Genomic DNA, 18,884 nt, shown 5'->3' on the forward strand with positions numbered 1-18,884 from the left:
ATACATTTTTGGAGCAAACAATGGCTCAAGCCAACATCCAAGCAGGCGCGCAGGGCAAGATCGTGCAATGCATCGGCGCCGTGGTCGACGTGGAATTTCCGCGCGACCAGATGCCCCGGATCTACGACGCTCTCAAGCTCGAAGGTTCGGCCCTGACGCTCGAAGTGCAGCAGCAGCTCGGCGACGGCGTGGTGCGCACGATTGCGCTGGGCTCTTCCGACGGCCTGCGCCGCGGCCTGATGGTGTCCAACACCGCGGCCCCGATCACCGTGCCGGTCGGCAAGGCCACGCTTGGCCGCATCATGGACGTGCTCGGCGCGCCCATCGACGAGCGCGGCCCGGTCAGCCAGGAACTCACCGCCTCCATCCACCGCAAGGCGCCTGCATACGACGAACTGTCGCCCTCGCAGGAACTGCTGGAAACCGGCATCAAGGTGATCGACCTGATTTGCCCGTTCGCCAAGGGCGGCAAGGTGGGCCTGTTCGGTGGCGCCGGCGTCGGCAAGACCGTGAACATGATGGAGCTCATCAACAACATCGCCAAGGCGCACTCGGGCCTGTCGGTGTTCGCCGGCGTGGGCGAGCGCACCCGTGAAGGGAACGACTTCTACCACGAGATGGCCGACTCCGGCGTGGTGAATCTGGAGAACCTGTCCGAGTCCAAGGTGGCCATGGTCTACGGCCAGATGAACGAGCCCCCGGGCAACCGTCTGCGCGTGGCGCTGACCGGCCTGACCATCGCCGAGTCGTTCCGCGACGAGGGCCGTGACGTGCTGTTCTTCGTGGACAACATCTACCGCTACACGCTGGCCGGTACCGAAGTGTCGGCGCTGCTGGGCCGCATGCCTTCGGCCGTGGGCTACCAGCCGACGCTGGCTGAGGAAATGGGCCGCCTGCAAGAGCGCATCACCTCGACCAAGGTCGGATCGATCACCTCGATCCAGGCCGTGTACGTGCCGGCCGATGACTTGACCGACCCGTCACCTGCCACCACCTTCGCCCACCTGGACTCCACCGTGGTGCTGTCGCGCGACATCGCCTCGCTCGGCATCTACCCGGCGGTCGACCCGCTGGACTCCACCAGCCGCCAGCTCGACCCGAACGTGGTCGGCGAGGAGCACTACAGCGTGGCCCGCGCCGTCCAGGGCACGCTGCAGCGCTACAAGGAACTGCGCGACATCATCGCCATTCTGGGCATGGACGAACTGGCACCGGAAGACAAGCTGATCGTGGCCCGCGCGCGCAAGATCCAGCGTTTCCTGTCGCAGCCCTTCCACGTGGCCGAAGTGTTCACCGGTTCGCCGGGCAAATACGTGCCGCTGGCCGAGACCATCCGCGGCTTCAAGATGATCGTCTCCGGTGAGGCCGATCATCTGCCCGAGCAGGCGTTCTACATGGTCGGCACCATCGACGAAGCTTTCGAGAAAGCCAAGAAGCTGGCGTAAGCGGCGTATCCGGGCGCCTGGCGGCGTCGCCCGTGCTCTCAACGTACTCCGGTGCGTTTCGCGCGGCGTCTAGCCAGGGACCCGGCTACTTGCGCACCCCCGCTTCTTGCGAAGCGTTTCAGAACGCAAAGGAAACCACATGGCCAACACCATTCATGTCGACGTCGTCAGCGCGGAAGAGTCCATCTTCTCGGGCGAGGCGCGCTTCGTGGCGCTGCCCGGCGAAGCCGGCGAGCTGGGCGTGTACCCGCGGCACACGCCGCTGATCACGCGCATCAAGCCCGGCACGGTGCGCATCGACACCGCCGACGGCGGCGAGGAGTTCGTCTTCGTGGCCGGCGGCATCCTCGAGATCCAGCCCGACTGCGTGACGGTGCTCTCCGACACCGCGGTGCGCGGCAAGGACCTCGACGAAGAGAAGGCCAATGCCGCCAAGGCATCTGCCGAAGAGGCGCTGAAGAACGCCAAGACCGATCTCGACCTGGCCAGAGCGCAGTCGGAACTCGCGGTCATGGCCGCCCAGATCGCGGCGCTGCGCAAGTACCGCCAGAAGCGCTGAGCGCACCGCACTGCCGGCACTGATGAAGAAAACCGCCCGAGGGCGGTTTTTTTCTTGGGCGCTCGATCCGTGCGGATGCGGATGGGATTTGTTGCAGGCCCGGGACCGCGCCGCGCTAGTCTGACGAGGATGAAACACCTCCAGGCTGCGCGCGTTGCGTGCTGCTCTGCTCACCCGCCGGGCCGGGCGCAGTGCCAAGGACCGCCGCCATGAACCTCATCGTGGCGCGGCCCGAGGGCCTGTACTGCCCGCCCGGCGACTTCTACATCGACCCCTGGCGGCCGGTCGAGCGCGCGGTCATCACCCATGCGCATTCCGACCATGCGCGCCGCGGCCACCGGCATTACCTCGCGCATACCGACAGCACAGGCACGCTGCGCATCCGGCTTGGCGCCGATATCGACCTGCAGACGCTGCCCTACGGCGAGGCCATCGTGCACCACGGCGTGCGGCTGTCGCTGCACCCCGCGGGCCACGTGCTTGGCTCGGCCCAGGTGCGGCTGGAGCACGGCGGGCAGGTCTGGGTGGCCTCGGGCGACTACAAGCTGCAGGACGACGGCACCTGCGCGCCGTTCGAGGCGGTGCGCTGCGACACCTTCATCACCGAATCCACCTTCGGCCTGCCGATCTACCGCTGGCCAGCCCAGCAAGTGCTGTTCGCGGACATCGACGCCTGGTGGCGCGCCAATGCCCAGGCCGGGCGTGCCTCGGTGCTGTTCTGCTATGCCTTCGGCAAGGCCCAGCGCATCCTGCACGGCGTGGATGCCGGCATCGGGCCCATCGTGGTGCACGGCGCGGTCGAGCCGCTCAACGCGGTCTACCGCGCGGCCGGCGTGCGGCTGCCGCCGACGCGCCGCGTGACGGACGAGGGCGTGGACGCCGCCCTGCTGCGCAGCGCGCTGGTGCTGGCGCCGCCCTCGGCCCAGGGCACGCCCTGGATGCGGCGCTTCGGTGCCTACGCCGACGCCTTCGCCAGCGGCTGGATGCAGTTGCGCGGCACGCGCCGGCGGCGCGGTGTGGACCGGGGCTTCGTCATGTCCGACCACGCGGACTGGCCGGGCCTGCTGCAGGCCATTGACGCCACCGGCGCCGAGCGCGTCTTCGTCACCCACGGCAGCGTGGCGGTGCTGGTGCGCTGGCTCAACGAGCAGGGGCTGCAGGCGCAGGGCTTCAGGACCGAATACGGCGAAGAGGATGAGGCCGACGCCGCTTCCCCGCCGCCCGCGGCGGCCGCAGCGCCGCCCGCGGCGGCCGCAGCGCCGCCTGGCCCCGCATGAAAGACTTCGCCGCGCTCTACCGCGCGCTGGACGCCACCACCTCCAGCCTGGCCAAGCAGGCCGCGCTGCAGCAGTACCTGCGGCAGGCCGCGCCGGCCGATGCGGCCTGGGCGGTGTATTTCCTGGCCGGCGGCAAGCCGCGCCAACTGGTGCCTACGCGGCTGCTGCGCCAGATCGCGCGCGAGGCGGCCGGCCTGCCGGAGTGGCTGTTCGATGAGAGCTACGAGGCGGTCGGCGACCTGGCCGAGACCATTTCGCTGCTGCTGCCGGCGCCGGATGAGGCGCACGAGCTGGGGCTCGCGCAGTGGGTCGAGCAGCACCTGCTGCCGCTGCGACAGGTGCCGGCGGAGGCGCTGCCCGGCCTGCTGCGCGCGCAGTGGCGGCAACTGGCGCTCGACGAGCGGCTGGTGTATTTCAAGCTCATCACCGGCAGCTTCCGTGTCGGCGTCTCGCGGCTGCAGGTGACGCAGGCGCTGGCCACGGTGGCCGCGGTCGATCCCAAGCGCATCGCGCAGCGCCTGATGGGCTACACCCACATCACCGGACGGCCCGCGGCGGCAGACTACGGCCGGCTGGTGGCGCCCGAGTCCGAGGCCGAGCGCGACCAGCAGACCAGCGGCCAGCCCTACCCGTTCTTCCTCGCGCATCCGCTCAACCTGCCGGTGGCGGCGTTCGACGCGGCGCTAGGGGCCCCGCAGCGCTGGCTGGTCGAGTGGAAGTGGGACGGCATCCGCGCGCAACTGGTGCGGCGCGGCGGCCAGGCCTGGGTCTGGTCGCGCGGCGAGGAACTGGTGACCGAGCGCTTCCCCGAACTGCAGGACATGGCCGGCGCGCTGCCCGACGGCACGGTGCTCGACGGCGAGATCGTCGTCTGGCGCGACGAGCGTGTGCAGCCCTTCGCCGAACTGCAGAAGCGCATCGGCCGCAAGACGCTGGGCCCCAAGCTGCTGCGCGAGCTGCCGGTGGTGCTGCTGGCCTACGACCTGCTGGAGCAGGATGGCCGCAACCTGCGGGCGCTGCCCCAGCACGAGCGCCGCGCCCGGCTCGACGCGCTGCTGGCCGCCACGCGGCACCCCGCGCTGATCGCCAGCCCGCTGCTGCAAGGCGACACCTGGGCGGCGCTGGCCACCGTGCGCGAGCAGGCGCGCGCCCTGGGGGTCGAAGGCATGATGCTCAAGGCGCAGGACGCGCAGTACGGCGTTGGCCGCACCAAGGACGTGGGCACCTGGTGGAAATGGAAGATCGACCCGCTCTCGGTCGATGCGGTGCTGGTCTATGCCCAGCGCGGCCATGGCCGGCGCGCCAGCCTCTACAGCGACTACACCTTCGCGGTCTGGGACGGGCCGCAGGGCGCGGCCGAGCGCCGGCTGGTGCCCTTCGCCAAGGCCTACTCGGGCCTGACCGATGCCGAGATGGCGCGCGTGGACGCCATCATCCGCAAGACCACGGTGGAGAGCTTCGGGCCGGTGCGCAGCGTGACGCCGACGCTGGTGTTCGAGCTGGGCTTCGAGGGCATCGCGCGCAGCGCGCGGCACAAGAGCGGCATAGCGGTGCGCTTCCCGCGCATGCTGCGCTGGCGCGAGGACAAGCCGGTGGCCGAGGCCGACACCCTGCAAACCCTGGCTGCGCTGCTGCCGCACTCGGACCCGTGAAGGCGATGGCCCTCCGTCAGCGTGTTTCGTAGTAGCGGCGCGCGAGTTCCGGATAGGTATCAGGCGGCTGGCCGCTGAGGATCAGGCGCCGCGCCTGGGTGTCGAATGCTTCCAGGGCCCGCGGCGGGTAGTACCAGACGGCATGCACCGCATAGCCCGCCGTCGCGACGACGAACAGGACGAGCGCAGGACGGGACACATGGCGCGGCATCGATGCCTGCAGGATCCACCGCCATCCCACGAGCAGCACGATGGTGGCGAACGGCCAGGCCGCGCAGCTACGCAGCGAATGGGGCTGACCTTCGCTGGTCAAGGCCGCGCCGGTCAGCGATGCCAGCCAGCCAGCGCATGCCACCAGCAGCAGGAACCGCACGCGCGCCGTCTGCGGGTGCGGCTTTGGCGGCCGCCGGATGGCTGCCATCACGGCCGCGGCGGCCAGACCCAGCACCGGCGCAAGCGCCGCCAGACCGAGCAGCCCCTGAAACCCGGTGCCGTGCCGCAGATTGGGATCACCCGTGAAGAACAGGGTCGCGGGATCGAGCAGCCGGAGCATGTTGGCACCGAAGGCCCGCAATCCTTCGGCAAGGCTTGCGCCGTGGAAAACGCTGAGGAGCCGCGCCCGCACCAGCGCTTCGGGTTGCAGCATGAACTGCAGCAGTGGCAACGCAAGGATTGAACAAGCGATTAGGGTCGCCATGAGTTCGCGCGCGCCGATGCGCTTGTGTTGCCAGAACACCGCATAGGCACCCGCGAACAACAAAGGAGCGGTCACGCGCATCGGCGGATACAGGTACGCCAGCAGCAGCAACAGCACGGGAAACAGGACCAGCAGAACGCGCCGGCCCCGGTCCGATCCAGGGAGCACGATGCGTGAAAACGCCCAGAAGCCGCTTGCGACGATCAGCGGCACGAGCGCGGGATCCCAGGCGACGCTGCCCTGTATCCAGTTCCACGGCAGCGCCAGGGCGATCGCGGCTGCCAGCCATGCGTCGCGCCGGCCGAACCACCGCTGGATCGCCAGACACAGAACAGCGATCGCCATGAAGGTACCCGCCAAAGAAAAGGCACGGATGGCCCACTCGCTGTTGCCGAACGCCGCGATCCACGCCGTCAGCGGGTACAGATAGATGGCGGTGGTGAAGCCGCCTCCCAGCGCGGGCGAAAACAGGGGGTGCGGCGTGCCCCAGGCATCAAGGCCATGGTGCAGCATGGCGATCGCATGCGCTGCGCCGGCGGCTTCGTCCATATAGAAGCCCGGGGGGACGAAGGTGAGGAATGCGACGCGGACCGTGGCCAGCACGAGCACCGCCACCACCACCCACCACAATCGGACGGAGGGGGCCGGCGAACGATCCGGGGGCGGCACTGCGCCGTCGGCGGGGTTCGCTTGCTGCAGGCTCATCGAAGGTATCGAACTTTCTCCGTCCGATTCGACGGCACGCGGGGCCAAGGAAGGTGGCGGGATCCGGATTCTAGGGTGTGTCCAGCGGCATCTGCTGGCGCGTTTGGATACGTGCCCGCGCCGCGTCTGCGTTTCAATCGGGCGGTATGCCTGTCGCCGGATCGTCCCGCCGCCCCGCGCCTGCCCTGGCCGCGCGGCAGGCCATCGCCGATTGGTTCGCCCGGCGCGGCTGGGCCCCTTTCCCGTTTCAGAAGCAGGTGTGGAAGGCCATGGCCGAAGGCCGCTCGGGCCTGCTGCATGCCAGCACCGGCGCGGGCAAGACCTATGCCGTGTGGCTCGGTGCGCTGCAGGCCTTTGCCGATGCGCTGCCAGCGGCCGATGAGCCTGCGCCACCGCGCCGCCGCAGCGTGGCCAGCGTGCCGCTCACCGTGCTCTGGATCACCCCCATGCGCGCGCTGGCGGCCGACACCCTGGCCGCGCTGCAGGCGCCGCTGGCGGCCCTGGCGGCAGGGCACGCCGGTTGGGCGCGCTGGAGTACGGGCGCGCGCACCGGCGATACCAGCAGCGGCGAGCGCAGTGCGCAGTCGCGCCGGCTGCCCACGGTGCTGGTGACCACGCCCGAGAGCCTGTCGCTGCTGCTGGCCCGCGCCGATGCGCGCGACGTGCTCGGCCGGGTGCAGCTGGTGGTGGCCGACGAATGGCACGAGCTGCTCGGCAACAAGCGCGGCGTGCAGCTGCAACTGGCGCTGGCGCGGCTGCAGGGCTGGAACCCGGCACTGCGGGTCTGGGGCATGTCGGCCACGCTCGGCAACCTGCCCGAGGCCATGCACACCCTGCTTGGTCATGAAGAGGGCGTGCTGGTGCAGGGGCAGGTCGACAAGCAGTTGCGCATCGACACCCTGCTGCCCGAGCGGCCCGAGCGCTTCAGCTGGGCCGGCCACCTGGGCCTGCGCATGCTGCCCCAGGTGGTGCGCGCCCTGGAGCAGAGCGCGACCACGCTGGTCTTCGTCAATGTGCGCTCGCAGGCCGAGCTCTGGTACAAGGCCATCCTCGACGCGCGGCCCGACTGGGCCGGCACGCTGGCGATCCACCACGGCTCGCTCGACCGCGCGGCGCGCGAGTGGGTCGAGGCGGGCCTCAAAGCCGGCACGCTGCGCGCCGTGGTCTGCACCAGCAGCCTGGATCTGGGCGTGGACTTCTCGCCGGTGGAGCAGGTGCTGCAGATCGGCTCACCCAAGGGCGTGGCGCGGCTGCTGCAGCGCGCCGGGCGCTCCGGCCATGCGCCCGGCCGGCCCTCGCGCATCACGCTGGTGCCCACCCACAGTCTGGAACTGGTCGAGGCCGCCGCCGCCCGCGCCGCGGTCAAGGCCGGGCAGGTCGAGCTGCGCAGCACCCCGCGCCAGCCGGTCGACGTGCTGGTGCAGCACCTGGTCACCGTGGCCCTGGGCGGCGGCTTCGAGCCCGCCGCGCTGTACGACGAGGTGCGCCGCACCGCCGCCTACCGCGGCCTGCCGGCCGGGGTGTGGCAGTGGTGCCTGGACTTCGTGCGCCGCGGCGGCCCGTCGCTGCAGGCCTATCCCGACTACCAGCGCGTGGTGCCGGACGAGGCCGGCGTCTGGCGCGTGCCCAGCGCCCGGCTGGCGCGCCGGCACCGCGCCAACATCGGCACCATCGTCAGCGACGCCAGCATGGTGGTGCAACTCCAGCACGGCGCGCGCCTGGGCAGCATGGAGGAGAGCTTCCTCGCGCGGCTCTCGCCCGGCGACTGCTTCCTGTTTGCCGGCCGCGTGCTCGAGCTGGTGAAGATCCACGACATGACCGCCTACGTGCGCCGCGCCGGCGCCGGCCGGCCCACCGTGCCGCGCTGGGCCGGCTCGCGCATGCCGCTGTCCACCGTGCTGGCCGACTTCGTGGTGCAGCAGCTGGCGCTGGCCGGCGACCACCATTTCAACGGACCCGAGCTGCGGGCCGTGCGCCCCCTGCTGGAGGTGCAGCAGCGCTGGTCGGCGCTGCCCACGCCCACCACCCTGCTGGCCGAGACGCTGCGCACGCGCGAGGGCTGGCACCTGTTCCTCTACCCCTTTGCCGGCCGCCATGCGCACACCGGGCTTGCCAGCCTGCTGGCCTGGCGCGCGGCGCAGGGCGCGGCCGGCACTTTCTCCATCGCGGTCAACGACTACGGGCTGGAACTGCTCAGCGCCACCGAGCGCGACTGGGCCGCGCTGCTGCCCGGCCTGCTGCACACGGGCGCAGCGCCCGGCGCGCCCCCGCCGGCGCAGGGGCTGCGGGCCGACGAGGCCCTGGCCATCCGCAACACCGCCAACGCCGCCGCCCAGGACGCCGCCGGCAATGCGCAGGCGGCGCATGACCCGGCGCACCGCGCGCTGCTGCACGAAGTGCTGGCCAGCCTCAACGCCACCGAGATGGCGCGGCGGCGCTTTCGAGAGATCGCGCGCGTGGCCGGCCTGATCTTCCAGAGCCACCCGGGCGAGCGCCGCAGCGCACGCCAGTTGCAGGCCTCGTCGCAACTGTTCTTCGAGGTCTTCAGGAAGTACGACGCCGGCAACCTGCTGCTGCGCCAGGCCGACGAAGAAGTGCTGAGCCAGGAGCTGGACGTGGCCCAATTGCTCGCCAGCCTGAGCCGCATGCAGGCGCAGACCCTGATCGTGAAGGGCCTGCTGCGGCCCAGCCCCTTTGCGTTTCCGCTGATGGTCGAGCGCTTCCGCGAAAAGCTCAGCAACGAGAACCTCGCCGACCGCATCGCGCGCATGCTGCAGCAGCTGGAGTCCGCGGCCGATGCGCCCGTGCAGCCGCCCCGGGCCAAGGGTGATGCGATCGTGCCGCCCGAGCCGGCGGCGCGTGCGCGTGCGCGGCGCGGCAGCCCTGCCGCCGCAGCGTCCGCGGCCGATTCCTCCCTGCAGGACGCGACGCAGGCGGTGCACCGCATGCTCGATTTTTCGCTAACTTCTCCTGCTGGCGACCTGACGGCGGGCAGCCGGCCGCGGCGGCAGCGCAAGCCATCGCGGCCACTGCCGCGCCTGTAGCCGGCATAACCAGTATGGACCGTCTTTCCCACTACTCCCCCGCTGCCGCGCTGCCGCTTGCCCTGGCCGGCGAGCCGGTGCTGCTGCTGCCCGACCCGGCCCTGTGGTGGCCCGGCGGCCATACGCTCTTCATCGCCGACCTGCACCTGGGCAAGGCCGCCACCTTCCGCGCGCGCGGCCTGCCCGTGCCGGGCGGCACCACCGCGCAGAACCTGCAGCGCTTGTCGCAACTGCTGGCGCGGCACGCCGCGCGGCGCCTGGTGGTGCTGGGCGACTTCCTGCATGCGGCCGAGGCCCAGACGCCCGCCGTGCTGGCCGCCTTAGAGGCCTGGCGCGCCGCGCATGCAGAACTGGAGCTGGTGCTGGTGCGCGGCAACCACGACAGCCATGCCGGCGATCCCCCGGCCACGCTGGACATGGCCATCGTCGACGAGCCCTGGCGGCTCGGCCCTTTCGCCTGCTGCCACCATCCGCAGCGCCATGCCACCCACTACGTGCTGGCGGGGCATGTGCATCCGGCGGTGCAACTGCGCGGGCCCGGGCGCGATGCGCTGCGGCTGCCGTGCTTCAGCGTGGAGCCGGGGCTGGCGGTGCTGCCGGCGTTCGGCGAATTCACCGGCACCCATCTGCAGCTACCGGCGCCAGGGCAGTTGCTGTACGCCGTGGGGGGCGGGCGGGTCTGGCCGGTCATGTCTGCGGTGGTCCCCGGCCGCCAGGAGCGTGCGCGGTAGCCCTCGCGCAAAGCGGCAAGCGGTGCCCAGCCATGGGGCTTGCTACATACTTGGTGCTTCTGGACACGATATGCGCACCTGATGGCAACGCTCATCCAGGCTCTTGGCTCCTGCGCCGCCCGCATGACTTCTGGCGAAAAGCGCCTGGCCGAGCGGCTGGAGCAGAAGCTCGAAGGCGACTACCTGCTGTGGTGGGATGTGCCCATCGGCCCCAAGCAGACGCGGCCCGACTTCGTGGTGCTGCACCCACGCCGGGGCGCACTGATCCTGGAGACCAAGGACTGGCGCCTGGACACCATCCGCAGGGCCACCCGCGAATACTTCGAGATTGCGCCCGACGGCCAGCCCAAGGTTGTCATGAGCCCGCTGCAGCAGGCGCGCCACTGCGCGGTGCAGGTGGTGCACGCGCTGGAGCGTGACCCGCAGCTAGTGCAGGGCAGCGGACCGCACCGTGGCAAGCTGGCGTTTCCGTGGGGCCACGGCGTAGTGCTCACCCGCATCACGCGCGGGCAGTTCGAGGCGGCCGGGCTGGGCGATGCGATACCGCCGCACCTGGTCATCTGCCAGGACGAGATGTTCGAGGACGTGGAGGCCGAGACCTTCCAGCAACGCCTGTGGGCCATGTACCCGCACAGCTTCGGCAAGGGTGCCATCAGCCTGCCGCAGCTCGACCGCGTGCGCTGGATCCTCTTTCCCGAAGTACGTGTGCCGCAACAGCAGAGCTTGTTTGGCGACAGGGCAGACAAGGACGCCGAGTTGCCCGACATCATGCGCGTGATGGACCTGCAGCAGGAGCAGCTGGCCCGCAGCCTGGGCGAGGGCCACCGCGTGATCCACGGCGTGGCCGGTTCGGGCAAGACCATGATCCTGGGCTATCGCGCGGAGCATCTGGCTCAGACGCAAGGCCCCGGCAGCAAGCCCATCCTCGTGCTTTGCTACAACGAGCCGCTGGCCGTCAAGCTGGCCGCGAGCATGCGGGCCAAGCGGCTGGAGGCGCGCGTACACGTGCGCAATTTCCACAAATGGTGCCGCGATCAGTTGGTGGCCTACCACCAACTGCCCGGTGCGACGCAGGGCTGGCCGACGGACAAGCTCATGGAGGAGTTCGTGCGCCGCGTCATCAAGGGCGTGGAGGCCGGCCATATTCCCGGCGGCCAGTACCACGCAGTCCTGATCGACGAGGGGCATGACTTCGCGCCCGAGTGGCTCAAGCTGGTCACGCAGATGGTAGACCCGGCCACCAATAGCCTGCTGCTGCTCTATGACGATGCGCAGAGCATCTACGACCGTGCCAGGAAGAAGAACTTCAGCCTCAGGAGCGTGGGCATCCAGGCCTCCGGCCGCACCACCATCCTCAAGATCAACTACCGCAACACGCGGCAGATCCTGCAACTGGCCCATCGCATGGCCGGCGACGTTCTGCAGCCTGAAGAGGCCGCAGGCGGTGAAGACGGCATTCCCTTGCTGCATGCCATGAGCTGTGGCCGCGAAGGCCCCGAGCCCCTCGTGATCGATCTGCCCACCCTGCCCGAGCGCGTCGCCAAGGTGGCCGAACTGCTCGCCGACCAGCACGCGCAGGGCCATGCCTGGGGCGATATGGCCATACTCTGCCGTCATTACAGCGAGATGGATCTGTGCGCCAGCGCGCTGGCCCGCAGGGGCCTGCCGCACCGGGTGCGCAAGCGCTCAGGCGACTACCGGCCGGAAGAGAATTCCATCAAGGTCATGACCATGCATGCGAGCAAGGGCCTGGAGTGGCCCGTGGTGGCGGTTCTGGCGAGTGATGGCAGTCTGAATGCCAATGGCGCCGAGAACCTTGCGGAACTCGAAGCACGCCTGATCTACGTGGCGGCGACGCGAACGACGCAGCGGCTGCTGGTGCTGCTCGGGGGAAATGGGTGACGGCCACTTGCGCGCGGCCCAACTGCGCGTCACCCAAATACACCGGCGATGAGCGAAAAATGCCCCGTAGCCAAAGCTCTACCTTTGCTACCAGCTACTCTTTCAATAGCGCATCGCCTTCCAGCACCGGCGCATCACCCAGACCAGCGTCTCGGTGGTGCCGCCGGGCGGGCTGCCCACGATGATGGTGAGCGGCTTGTCCTGCGCCGTGGACGGCAGTGGCATGGCAAGCAGTGCGCAGAGCGCGGCCATGCCCGCGCGCCGGTTCAACCTGTGCATCCTGTCTCCTCGTGAGGGGGGCGGATGCTCATCGTAGGAAGAGCGGCCCGTTGGTTCAATGGAACCTGCTGGTTCTGTCGGCCAGACCGGTGTGCGCGGCAGGCACCGGTCCGGCCCGCGATGGAGCAGGCCGGGTATAACAAGAAGCATCCAGCCGCTGCGCGCCCGTTTCCCCACCGGTCCCACGCCCGTCCCCTTCGAATACCAGAACGCCTCCCTGCACTTCGACCAGTTCCTGGTCGATGCCCGTGACAACGCCGGCCTGGCCACCACCAACATGGCGTGGAACATGGTCGTCGGGGTGCTGCACACCTTTCGAAGGCGGCTCGCGCCCCGGCAGGTGCTGCGGTTCGGCTCCGTATTGCCGCCCGTGGTGCGCGCGCTGTATCTCGAAGGATGGGAGGTGGACGCGGCGCCCCAGCCCTTTACGGACCGCACGGCGCTGCTGGCGGAAGTCCGCGCGGTCCGGCACGAGCACAACTTCTCGCCCGACAACGCCATTTCCGCCGTGGCCGCGGCGCTGCGCAAGCGGGTCGATCAAGAGGCCTTCGATCGGGTGCTGGGGGCTTTGCCGGAGGGGGCGCGGGACTACTGGTCCTAGGGCGGAGTCCGGCGATCGGGCCGCGCCAGGAGCCAACACCTGACGGTCTCTATTTCCGGACAGTGGAAGGTACCCTCTGGACACATCAGAAACTCGCCAGGATGACCGCCTGTGAGTTGGTCGCACCTATAACCTGGGTGGCGCCCCAGACTTCGATCCACCAGAAGGTCGATCTTCCCGTGCAACAGCTCATGCAATCCAGCGGGTGGCTGACCTATCACATCCCGGACGATCATATGGCCGCCCGTGGAGCAGATGCGGATGTGTCTGATGCCATTCCTTCATCGCCTGCAATGGCGTCTTGCTCTTGGGCGCTGACTGCGGCGACTGGTGGTGGTCAGGGCCACATAGCGCAGCAAGGTCTGCTCCATGTCCTCGCGGCTGTTGAACCGGTGGGTCTTGAGCACGTCCGCTATGCGGCCATTGAACCGTTCCACCATGCCGTTGGTCCTCTGTGTCCTGGGCTTGGTCAGCCGGTGCTCGATGCCCAGTTCCCGGCACAACTGGTCGAATTGATGATCGCCGCTGGGCTCGCGCCGCCTGCTGGCAAACAGGCGGTCCGTGAACTCCTTGCCGTTGTCGTTCAGCAGTTTGGTGATCCTGATCGGGCAGGCCTTGTGCAGCGCCTTGAGGAAGGCTCGTGCACTGGCCGCTGTCTTGTTGGTCTTGAGTTGCATGAACACCCACAGGGTGGCCCGGTCGATGGCCACGAACAGGTAGCGCCTGCGGCTCTCGTCCTGCATCTGCGGCAGGTACTTCACGTCCACATGCACATAGCCCGGCTCGTAGCGCTTGAAGGCCTTGTGCGTCACCGCAGGCGCCCGGGGCTTGAGCGCGTTGAGATTGCCTGCTCCATGCTGGCGCAGGCAGGGCGTGGCCTCCGAGGGGGATTGGAGCGACTCTATCAACTCCTGCAGCACGGCTCTGGTCATGAACAGCGGGTAGCGACTTCCGCTTATGCAATCATCCGGGATGTGGCGCATAGGCGCCCCATGCACGGCGGTGCCCGGGCACTCTCCCCGTGCACCATTTGCGAAAGAAAAGTGCCCGTAGCCCAGATTCCACCTGGGCTGCCAGCTATTCTTTCAGTAGCGGATCGCCTTCCAGCACCGGCGCATCCGGCAACTCGTTGATGCGCGCGCCGGCCTCGCCCTCGTCTGCGGGCGCCGGGAAGTACTCCACCAGCAGCGCCGACACTTCCTCCAGCGCCTGGGTCAGCCCGTCCTCGTAGCGGCCGGCGCCGAAGGCGTCGCCCATGTGGGCCACCAGGTGCTGCCAGCGCGTGGCGTCGATGTGGCGGTTCAGGCCGCGGTCGGCCACGATCTCGATGGCGTGGTCGGCCAGCAGCAGGTAGATCAGCACGCCGTTGTTGTCCTCGGTGTCCCAGACGCGCAGCTTGCCGAACAGCGTCACGGCGCGCTCGCGCGCGGTGGCGTGGCGCCAGAGGTAGCTGGCGGGCAGGCCGGCTTCCACGCAAATGCGGATCTCGCCGGTGTGGCGCCGCTCGCTGGCGGCGACGCGGCGCATCAGGCGCTCGACCATCTCGGGCGGGATGGCGCGGCGCGTGTCGCGCTCGTCGTGCCAGCGGTGGCGCACGATGCGCGCCAGGGTTGCGATCAGGCCTGCCATCACCAGTCTCCCGAGGCGCCGCCGCCACCAAAGTCGCCGCCTCCACCGGAGCGGAAGCCGCCGCCGGAGCTGAAGCCCCCGCTGTCGCGGCCGCTCCAGCCGCCGGTGCCCAGGTTGCCCAGGCCGCCGAAGCTGCCCGGCAGCACGCCGCCCAGGGGGCCGGTGCGGGCCAGCAGGCCGAACAGTAGCGCCGCCAGCGCCGCGATGCCGGCCAGCAGCAGGCTCAGCGTGAAGACGAAGGCCAGCAGGCCGACTGCCGCTCCGCTGGCGACCGCCCCGAGCGGGCGGCCCAGCACGCGGCGCAGCAGCGCGGTCAGTACCGGCACGGCCAGGAACAGGAAGACCGCCAGGTCGAACCACTGGAAGCCCAGCGGGCTGCGCATGTGCTCGTCGCCGTCGATGGAGGCCTGGGCCGCGTCGGGCCGGGCCGCGGGCGCGGGCAGGGCCTCGGCGCGGATGCGCGTCTCCAGCCGGTCGAGGGCGGCGGTAATGCCGCCCGCGTAGTCGTTGCGCCGGAAGGCCGGCGTGATGGCCTCGTCGATCACCTCCTTGGCGGCCAGGTCGGGCACCGCGCCTTCGAGCGCCTTGGCCACCTCGATGCGCACCTTGCGGTCGCGCTTGGCCACCAGCAGCAGCAGGCCGTCGCCGATGGTCTTGCGGCCGATCTTCCAGGCGTTGGCCACGCGGTTGGCGTAGGCGGCGATGTCCTCGGGCGCGGTGGTCTGCACCAGCAGCACGGCCACCTGCGAGCCGGTGGCCTGCTCGAACGCGGCCAGACGCTGCTCCAGCGCGGTCTTCTGCTCGGCGCTGAGGGTGCCGGTGCTGTCGGTCACGCGGCTGGCCAGGGGCGGCACCGGCTGCAGCTTCTGGGCGTGCGCGGCCGGCGCCAGCGCCAGCAGGCCGGCGGCCGCGAGCAGCAGCCAGCCCAGCAGGCGGCGCAGCAGGGCGCCCGGTGCGGCTGCCGGATCGGGGAGGCGAAGCAGCATCGGCGCTTACTTCTTGCCGGTGCCGAAGTCCACCGTGGGCGGCGCGGAGATCTGCGCCTCGTTCTGCACCGTGAAGCTGGGCTTGGGCGGGTAGCCGAACACCTTGGCGGTGAGGTTGGTGGGGAAGCTGCGCGCCATCACGTTGTACTCCTGCACCGCCTGGATGTAGCGGTTGCGCGCCACGGTGATGCGGTTCTCGGTGCCTTCGAGCTGCACCCGCAGGTCGCGGAAGCCCTGGTTGGCCTGCAGCGTGGGGTAGTTCTCGGAGACCGCCAGCAGGCGCGAGAGGGCGCCGGTCAACTGGCTCTGCGCCTGCTGGAAGCGCTCGAAGGCCTGCGGGTCGTTCAGCGTCTCGGGCGTGACCTGGATCGAGGTCGCCTTGGCGCGCGCCTCGATCACCTTGGTCAGCGTGTCCTGCTCGAAGCTGGCCTCGCCCTTGACGGTGGCGACGATGTTGGGGATCAGGTCGGCGCGGCGCTGGTACTGGTTGAGCACCTCGCTCCAGGCGGATTTGGTCTGCTCGTCCAGGCGCTGGAAGTCGTTGTAGCCGCAGCCGGTGAGGGCCAGGGTGGTGATGAGAAGCAGGAAGAGGCGTCGCATGCTGGGCATCCGGAGTTCAGGAATGCGGCCAAGTATCCACGCTGCGGCAGGTGGCCGCAAATGCGGTGCCGCCGCGCCGCTGTGGCATCCTCCGCGCCATGAGTACCGCACCGCTTCGCGCCGCCAGCCTCGGCGGCACCGCCGACGACGTGGAGGCCCAGTTCTACGAAGCCCTGCAGAAGGGCGACATCACCCAACTGATGGCCTGCTGGGCCGACGAGGACGAGATCGTCTGCGTGCACCCCGGCGGCCCGCGCCTGGTCGGGGTGGGCCAGATCCGCGCCGCGTTCGAAACCCTGTTCAGCCACGGCACGCTGCGGGTGCGCACCGAGGGCGTGCGGCGCATCGAGGCGATGGCCAGCGCCGTGCACACCCTGGTCGAGCGCATCGAACTGGAGTCGCCCGGCGGCCGGCAGGAGGTCTGCGTGGTGAGCACCAACGTCTACCACAAGACCGCGCAGGGCTGGCGCATGGTGGCCCACCATGCCAGCCCCGGCACGGAGCAGGAGGCGCAGGCCATGGCCCTCGACGGGCCGCAGGTGCTCCACTGAGAATTCTGGAGCAAGAGTGCCTTTAGCCGAGGTTCTGCATGGGCCTGTAGCTATGAAATATGTAGCGCCGTACTGGCTGCCCGGCGGCAACCTGCAAACCATCTGGCCGGCGCTCTGCGGGCGCCGCGGCCCTGGTGCGCCGCCGGCCTACCAGCGCGAGCGCTGGGACACGCCCGATGGCGACTTCATCGACGTCGACTTCCTGCGCGCGGGCGGCGCGGCCGGCGGCGCGCGGCCGCTGCTGGTGCTGTTCCACGGCCTGGAGGGCTCCTCGCGCAGCCACTACGCCGAGGCCTTCGCCGCATGGGCCGCAGGGCGCGGCTGGGACTACGCGGTGCCGCACTTCCGTGGCTGCGGCGGCAGCCTCAACCTCGCGCCGCGCGCCTACCACTCGGGCGACTTCGAGGAGATCGGCTGGGTGCTTGAGCGCCTGCGCGCGCAGCGCGGGCCGGAGGCCGGCCCGCTGCTGGCCGTGGGCGTCTCGCTGGGCGGCAACGCCCTGCTGCGCTGGACCCAGGAGGCCGGCGAGGACGCGCGCCGCACCGTGGCCGCCGTGGCCTCGGTCTGCGCGCCGCTGGACCTGGCCGCCGGCGCCGAGGCGATCAGCCGCGGCTTCAACCGCTACATCTACACGCGCATGTTCCTCTCCAGCATGAAGCCCAAGGCGCTGGCCAAGCTGGCGCAGCACCCGGGGCTGTTCGATGAGCAGGCGCTGCGCGCCGCGCGCGACCTGCATGCCTTCGACGACATCTTCACCGCGCCGCTGCACGGTTTCCGCGACGCGCGCGACTACTGGGCGCGCGCCTCCGCCGCGCCGCATCTGGGGCGCATCCGCGTGCCGGCGCTGGTGCTCAACGCCCGCAACGACCCGTTCGTGCCGGCGGCCTCGCTGCCGGACGCGGCCCCCGTCCCCTGGGTGACGCTGTGGCGGCCCGCGCAGGGCGGCCACGTCGGCTTCCCGCAGGGCTGGCCGCCCGGCCACGTCCTGGCCATGCCGCGGGCCGTGGGCGGCTGGCTGGCAGAATCGATGCATGGATGACATCGTCAAGCAAGCCCTGGCCAAGTGGCCGAACGTGCCCGCCTGCTACGGCTGGCTGGGCCTGGATGCGCGCGGCCGGTGGTACATGCGCGACGACCCGACGCAGGCCGCCGGACCCTTCCCGCAGAGCCGCGGCTCGCTGCTGCGGCATGACAAGCTGGTCGACTTCATCCAGCGCAACTACGAAGCCGACGCCCATGGCCGCTGGTTCTTCCAGAACGGGCCGCAGCGCGTCTATGTCGAGCTGGAGGCCACGCCCCTGATCTGGCGCGTGTCCGGGAACCTGGAGGTCACCGCCCACACCGGAGCCGAGGCCCGCGTACAGCGCTGCCTGGTCGACGAAGCCGGGCGTGTGTACCTGGAGACGCACCTCGGCTTCGGCCTGGTGCACACGCTGGACATGGCGCTGGTCGGCGACGCGGTGGAGCAGGGCCTGTGGGTGCCGCAGGAGGTCCGGGCCGCCACCCTGCCGCAGCGCTTCGGCTACGTCATGAGCCCCGCGCAGCAGCACGCCACGAGCGCCCAGTAAAAAAGCCGGTCTGAAGACCGGCTTTGTTTACAGCGGCCACTACTGGCGCTGCCTATGCGCAGGATGCCGCGGAACCGGCTTCGCCGGGCCGCTGGCATCGCCCCCTGGAAGGGGGTTGGCGAAGACACGAAGTACGCAGCCTGGGGGTTGAGCCCTACTTCGCTGCGTTGGCCATGTACTCGACCGCCGCACGCATGTCCGCGTCCGAGGCCTGCGAGCCGCCGCGCGGGGGCATCGCGCCCTTGCCCTGGATGGCGATCTTGGTCATGCCGTCGATGCCGTCCTTCATGCGCGGCGCCCAGGCCGCCTTGTCGCCGAACTTGGGTGCGCCGGCCACACCGGCCGCATGGCACATCTGGCAGACCTGCTTGTACAGCGCCTCGCCCGCGCCACCAGTGGCCGAGGCGGTCTGGGGCGCCGCTGCGGGTGCTGCCGCCGGGGGCGCGGCTTCTGCAACGGGAGCAGGCGCGGGCGCTGCGGCGGCTGTCTCTTATACACATCTGACGCTGCCGACGAAGAGAACCTAGTGGAGGGGGCGGGGGGGGGGGGGGGGGGGGGGGGGGGGGGGGGGGGGGGGGGGGGGGGGGGGGGGGGGGGGGGGGGGGGGGGGGGGGGGGGGGGGGGGGGGGGGGGGGGGGGGGGGGGGGGGGGGGGGGGG

The 18,884-nt window shown here is 70.2% G+C and carries 16 protein-coding genes and 2 pseudogenes; 11 read left to right on the top strand and 7 right to left on the bottom strand.

Annotated elements, in window-relative coordinates:
• The first annotated feature begins 20 nt into the window (after nt 1-20).
• From atpD to JHD63_RS08285, 4 genes are all read left to right on the top strand, one after another.
• Entirely contained in the window at nt 21-1,445 is a 1,425-nt protein-coding gene (gene atpD, locus JHD63_RS08270) for a F0F1 ATP synthase subunit beta (RefSeq protein ID WP_198970273.1), read from the top strand.
• A gap of 139 nt (nt 1,446-1,584) precedes the next feature.
• Nucleotides 1,585-2,004, top strand: a complete 420-nt coding sequence (locus tag JHD63_RS08275) for a F0F1 ATP synthase subunit epsilon (RefSeq protein ID WP_198970274.1) — start codon at nt 1,585-1,587, stop codon at nt 2,002-2,004.
• 209 nt (nt 2,005-2,213) lie between these two features.
• Nucleotides 2,214-3,281, top strand: a complete 1,068-nt coding sequence (locus JHD63_RS08280; protein ID WP_198970275.1) for a ligase-associated DNA damage response exonuclease — start codon at nt 2,214-2,216, stop codon at nt 3,279-3,281.
• The gene (locus tag JHD63_RS08285; protein ID WP_198970276.1) at nt 3,278-4,933 is read left to right on the top strand and encodes an ATP-dependent DNA ligase; all 1,656 of its coding nucleotides are present in this window, start codon (nt 3,278-3,280) and stop codon (nt 4,931-4,933) included. Before JHD63_RS08280 ends, JHD63_RS08285 begins: the two co-directional genes overlap by 4 nt.
• A gap of 16 nt (nt 4,934-4,949) precedes the next feature.
• On the opposite strand, the gene JHD63_RS08290 is transcribed toward JHD63_RS08285, so the two are convergent.
• A complete protein-coding gene (locus JHD63_RS08290; RefSeq protein WP_198970277.1) occupies nt 4,950-6,335 on the bottom strand; it encodes a hypothetical protein in 1,386 nt (461 codons plus the stop codon).
• 146 nt (nt 6,336-6,481) lie between these two features.
• Here JHD63_RS08290 and JHD63_RS08295 point away from each other — a divergent pair, with 146 nt between their 5' ends.
• From JHD63_RS08295 to JHD63_RS08305, 3 genes are all read left to right on the top strand, one after another.
• The gene (locus JHD63_RS08295; protein ID WP_198970278.1) at nt 6,482-9,379 is read left to right on the top strand and encodes a ligase-associated DNA damage response DEXH box helicase; all 2,898 of its coding nucleotides are present in this window, start codon (nt 6,482-6,484) and stop codon (nt 9,377-9,379) included.
• Between the two features lie 14 nt (nt 9,380-9,393).
• Complete coding sequence (gene pdeM, locus JHD63_RS08300) at nt 9,394-10,110, top strand: ligase-associated DNA damage response endonuclease PdeM (RefSeq protein WP_198970279.1); 717 nt, start codon at nt 9,394-9,396, stop codon at nt 10,108-10,110.
• A gap of 81 nt (nt 10,111-10,191) precedes the next feature.
• On the top strand, nt 10,192-12,012 hold the full coding sequence (locus tag JHD63_RS08305; RefSeq protein WP_198970280.1) for a DEAD/DEAH box helicase: 1,821 nt from the start codon (nt 10,192-10,194) through the stop codon (nt 12,010-12,012).
• Between the two features lie 102 nt (nt 12,013-12,114).
• On the opposite strand, the gene JHD63_RS08310 is transcribed toward JHD63_RS08305, so the two are convergent.
• Nucleotides 12,115-12,291 carry a hypothetical protein gene (locus JHD63_RS08310; RefSeq protein WP_198970281.1) on the bottom strand — a complete coding sequence of 59 codons (177 nt, stop codon included), beginning with the start codon at nt 12,289-12,291 and terminating at the stop codon, nt 12,115-12,117.
• Between the two features lie 58 nt (nt 12,292-12,349).
• Between JHD63_RS08310 and JHD63_RS08315 the strand changes: the two genes are divergently transcribed.
• Nucleotides 12,350-12,892: a DUF2267 domain-containing protein gene (locus JHD63_RS08315; protein ID WP_198970282.1), complete on the top strand. Its 543-nt coding sequence runs from the start codon at nt 12,350-12,352 to the stop codon at nt 12,890-12,892.
• Nucleotides 12,893-13,081: 189 nt separating this feature from the next.
• Here JHD63_RS08315 and JHD63_RS08320 read toward each other — a convergent pair.
• The 4 genes and pseudogenes from JHD63_RS08320 to JHD63_RS08335 all read right to left on the bottom strand — a co-directional run.
• A pseudogene (locus JHD63_RS08320) lies at nt 13,082-13,833 on the bottom strand (DDE-type integrase/transposase/recombinase); the annotation flags it as partial.
• 136 nt (nt 13,834-13,969) lie between these two features.
• Nucleotides 13,970-14,521, bottom strand: a complete 552-nt coding sequence (locus JHD63_RS08325) for a TPM domain-containing protein (protein WP_198970283.1) — start codon at nt 14,519-14,521, stop codon at nt 13,970-13,972.
• Complete coding sequence (locus tag JHD63_RS08330) at nt 14,521-15,507, bottom strand: TPM domain-containing protein (protein ID WP_198970284.1); 987 nt, start codon at nt 15,505-15,507, stop codon at nt 14,521-14,523. The genes JHD63_RS08325 and JHD63_RS08330 overlap by 1 nt, the downstream gene beginning before the upstream one ends.
• A 6-nt stretch (nt 15,508-15,513) precedes the next feature.
• Nucleotides 15,514-16,107 (bottom strand): LemA family protein, encoded by a 594-nt coding sequence (locus JHD63_RS08335; RefSeq protein ID WP_198970285.1) that lies wholly within the window; start codon nt 16,105-16,107, stop codon nt 15,514-15,516.
• 98 nt (nt 16,108-16,205) lie between these two features.
• On the opposite strand from JHD63_RS08335, the gene JHD63_RS08340 reads away from it, so the two are divergent.
• The 3 genes from JHD63_RS08340 to JHD63_RS08350 are packed head-to-tail and all read left to right on the top strand — an operon-like array spanning nt 16,206 to nt 18,226.
• Complete coding sequence (locus tag JHD63_RS08340) at nt 16,206-16,658, top strand: YybH family protein (protein WP_198970286.1); 453 nt, start codon at nt 16,206-16,208, stop codon at nt 16,656-16,658.
• A gap of 52 nt (nt 16,659-16,710) precedes the next feature.
• Complete coding sequence (locus JHD63_RS08345; protein WP_198970287.1) at nt 16,711-17,697, top strand: YheT family hydrolase; 987 nt, start codon at nt 16,711-16,713, stop codon at nt 17,695-17,697.
• Entirely contained in the window at nt 17,690-18,226 is a 537-nt protein-coding gene (locus JHD63_RS08350) for a DUF2946 family protein (RefSeq protein ID WP_198970288.1), read from the top strand. Before JHD63_RS08345 ends, JHD63_RS08350 begins: the two co-directional genes overlap by 8 nt.
• 154 nt (nt 18,227-18,380) lie before the next feature.
• On the opposite strand, the pseudogene JHD63_RS08355 reads toward JHD63_RS08350, so the two are convergent.
• Nucleotides 18,381-18,710 (bottom strand): annotated as a pseudogene (locus JHD63_RS08355) (c-type cytochrome); the annotation flags it as partial.
• Nucleotides 18,711-18,884 lie beyond the last annotated feature (174 nt).

Source organism: Xylophilus sp. ASV27 (assembly GCF_016428875.1).
Lineage (GTDB): Bacteria > Pseudomonadota > Gammaproteobacteria > Burkholderiales > Burkholderiaceae_C > Xylophilus.